Genomic DNA, 3764 nt, shown 5'->3' with positions numbered 1-3764 from the left:
CGCGTGTGAAACCTAAACTGGTATTTAAGATGTATCGAGATGATGATTTATCCGCACCTATGAACGAAATACAAACCTTAGAAATCGCAACGATTTCAGGGGATAGCACTGGACTGGTGACGTTTGAAGCACAAGCACCTGAATTAAACGCTGTTAAAACTGGTCGGCTTTTTACTTTCGAAGATTATCCGTTATTGCGTGGAATATAAAATAAAAATCCCCGTTGTATTGGAGAATCGCAACGAGGATGCCTTCAAATGAGGTGAACTAAAGGCTAAACGCTAATTTAGGAAACCTTTAAAAAGCCTCGTTGCAAGGGGATTACTTGCAACGAGGAATGTTTTAGATCATGAGTCGAGATCTAAAGCAATGGGTTCATAATATGCTTAGAGTTTGTAAGCTTAAAGGGAATGATTTCAAATGAATTGTAAATTATTGAAGGATATTCATCCTTATTCAATAGTTCTTGTATCTTTCATGTGAATAGCGTTGTTTATAGGTATCTAGAATTTAATAGAGCAAGCATTACTTGTTATGGCTACATTATTAATTTGCATAAAAAACCTCGTTGTAATAGGGATGTTTCCAACGAGGCTTGTCTTAAGAAACGAGGTGAATTAAGACTAGAGTTTCAGAATATTCCTAGATTTTGTACAAAAATAGTAGACACCTAAGATGAATTGTAAAGCATTCAATCAAATTTCTACTTAATGATTCATTCGTGTAATTTTTATATGAAATAGGTAGCAAATGAGCATCGATAATTTATTAGATCGTACATGGTCCAGAGATTACACCTGTAATGAATTTGCGTGTGAAGCATGGAAACAGATTACAGGCAAGGATTTAAGTAAGCGGATTTATAAAGCGTTAAGTGGTAAAGGTCGATTTAAACGATTAGAGGAACCCATTTCGCCATGCATTGTTTATTTTAAAAATAGCGATACAAGCCCTACACATGTGGGGCTTTTTTATTGCGACAAACTTTTGCATTTAACCTCAAGAGGTGTGCAATTCGTACCACTTGAGGTGGTGGCGATGCACTTTAGGGAAGTGAGTTTTTACACATGAAAAAAGTCATCATTATTGATAACCAATTTGAAGGTAATAAAACCAAAGAGGTTAAAACTGTAGCTTATGTTGATAATGTGTGTGCCTATATCGCATGGAGTTTTAAAGAATTTACTCCAGGTATCCGCATATATCATGGTGAAAATCCAGCACAAGACAATGATATTACCCCAAGAACTAAAGAAGATGTTGAGCGGTTAAATCATCTGGATGGTGTGATTTGGGTGGTGGTTCATCCGACTTGGTGGCAAGTGGTATTTTGGGTAGTTACCGCAGTCATGGCGGCATATAGTGTCTATGTGATTGCCACGATGCCAAAGCCGAATGCTAATTCAAGCATGGGGTCATCCAACAATGAACTAGCCAATCGAACCAATAAAGCGCGGGTCAGAAGTCGTATTGCCGATATTTTTGGAAAAGTGTTGTCCTTTCCTGATCTGATTGCTGAAATCTATACTTATTATGAAAATGGGATTGAAATTGAAGAATGTCTCATGGTTATTGGTCGTGGCTATTATCAAATTCATAACTGTAAAGATGGTGACACGGCAATTGAGGGAATCGAAGGTACATCGGTCAGTATTTATGATCCGAATAAATCCATTACAGGCAATGAAACAATTTATCGAACAGGTAACGCATTTACTTCAGCACCTCGCGCAGTCCGAAAATCAGATGCCATTAACGGTCAGTCTCTAGTGAAGCCAAATGATTTAAGCCTTGAATCTAAGGCCCTCTATTTCATGACAGGTGGTGTGATTAGAAATACTGCAAATATCGATTTCACTCAGTCGTTTAAGGTGGGTGATGGTATTGCCATTACAGGTGCAGGTTTTGGGATTAATGACGCTGTTTTATCAGGTACTGCAGTATTAACACCGAGCTTTCAAGTGATTGTTCAAAGCCCATTAGATATTGAAGCCTTTGCAGGATATAAAGGACTTCTTTTAAATGGTGCTTCATTTGAATATATCGTTGAAGAAACCACGGTTGATCCTGAAACACAAGAATCAACAACAGTTATTAAGGACCGTTCATTCCGTGATGTTTCTGGACAGTATGAAGTAAGTCGAGTGATACGAACATTGAGTGAAGGTATTTACACCTACACGATCCAACTTGTGAATGCTAAGCAAGTCAATGCCAACTGGAGTTTTGTTGTAGAGAATCAAACCGTCAATGCAGGGATAACCCTGAATTTGAATGCGGACTCCATGACTTTAGATGGGATCTATTCAATTAGTGCGATTAGTTCAACACAAATCACACTCGCGAATGCATCAACCGTGAACGCAGAATGGTCTAAATTGCCGACCATGTTCAATGGCAGCACTCAAAGCAAGCAGACCAATGTTGAACTTGAGATTGTGGCCAACAAATGGGTGGGTTGGTTTAACCTTGAATTTGAGCAAGCAACACAGGCAGTTTTCAATGTCTATGCGCCACAAGGGATGTATGCAACTGTAGATTCAGGAGGTGAACGTCGAGCAGGTTGTACCGTAACGGTACAGATTCAAATGCTGGATGAAAATAAAAAACCTGTTGGTGAGATTGTCACAAAAGAATGGGATATTTGGGATCAAACTAAATCAAGCTTTGGACGTACTGCTCGATATGATTTACCAGGTAAAGGAAGCTTTCGTTTTCGTCTTGCTAAAACTTACGCGAAGGAAAACAACCGACCTGTTACAGAAGTGAAGATTAAGAGTGTATATGCCACGTATGCTTCACAGAAGCGTAATTATCCTGATGTCACCGTGATTCGATTAAAAACTACGGCAACCGATGGTGCATTGTCGGTCAAAGATCGTAAATTAAATTGCTTGGTGACACGTAGACTTCGTATCGATGGCACAGGGGCATATGTTGCCACACGTGATGCAGGGCAAGCACTGATTAACATGGCATTAGATCAATACATTGGTCGTCGTTCTGCTTCTGAGCTTGATATTGTTCAGATCAAAGCCGAGATTCAAAAGGTTAAAGACTATTTTGGGTCTGATGTTGCAACAGAATTTAATTATACCTTTGATGATGACAATCTTAGTTTTGAAGAACAGGCAGGCATGATTGCTTCAGCCTGTTTTTGTGAGACGCATCGTTATGGCAATAAACTGCGTTGGAAGTTTGAGGGACCACAAGATCATTCAGTGTTGTTATTCAATCACCGTAATAAAGTACCGGGTAGTGAAAAGCGAACGATCAACATCGGTAGTAACAAAGACTATGACGGTGTAGAGCTTGAATATACTTCACCTGATGATGACATTCGCACGACTTACTCCATTCCTGAAGATGGCTCAGCACGTAATCCGATGAAGATTACAACATCAGGAATTCGCAATCATGCTGTTGCTAAAACAAGGGCGTGGCGTGAATGGAATAAGCTGCAGTATCAAAATGTCAGTTGTGAGTTTACTGCTTTGGATGAATCTAATTTATTGATCAGAAATGATCGTATTTTAGTGGCTGATAATAGAAAGCTGAGAACTCAAGATGGACAAGTTGAAGAAGTAAACGGTTTGACTCTAACACTCTCTCAAAATGTTGAATTAAAACCAAAGACCGCATATTTCATATGCTTACAGATGGAAAATGCCACAGTCGATATGATTAGCTGTGTGATGGGAAATAATTCAAATGAGGTTATTTTAAGTCGTGCACCATTGAAGCAACTGGTAGTTGATGAGGAT

General features: G+C 39.0%; 2 protein-coding genes and 1 pseudogene. All 3 read left to right on the top strand.

The annotated features are described in order from the left end of the window. A pseudogene (locus tag B9T31_RS17635) lies at nucleotides 1-209 on the top strand (hypothetical protein); the annotation flags it as partial. 541 nt (nucleotides 210-750) lie between these two features. Beyond that, entirely contained in the window at nucleotides 751-1071 is a 321-nt protein-coding gene (locus B9T31_RS17630; protein ID WP_086183234.1) for a hypothetical protein, read from the top strand. Further along, nucleotides 1068-3764 (top strand): host specificity factor TipJ family phage tail protein (locus tag B9T31_RS17625; protein WP_086183233.1); only part of this gene is annotated, 2697 nt, incomplete at its 3' end. The genes B9T31_RS17630 and B9T31_RS17625, both read left to right, overlap by 4 nt.

The organism is Acinetobacter sp. ANC 4558 (genome assembly GCF_002135375.1).
Taxonomy (GTDB): Bacteria; Pseudomonadota; Gammaproteobacteria; order Pseudomonadales; family Moraxellaceae; genus Acinetobacter.
This window is presented reverse-complemented; position numbering and strand designations above follow the sequence as displayed.

What these genes read in the sequence shown, in the direction of transcription:
- B9T31_RS17630 (WP_086183234.1), top strand. Translation starts at nt 751, where the DNA reads ATGAGCATCGATAATTTATTAGATCGTACATGGTCCAGAGATTACACC.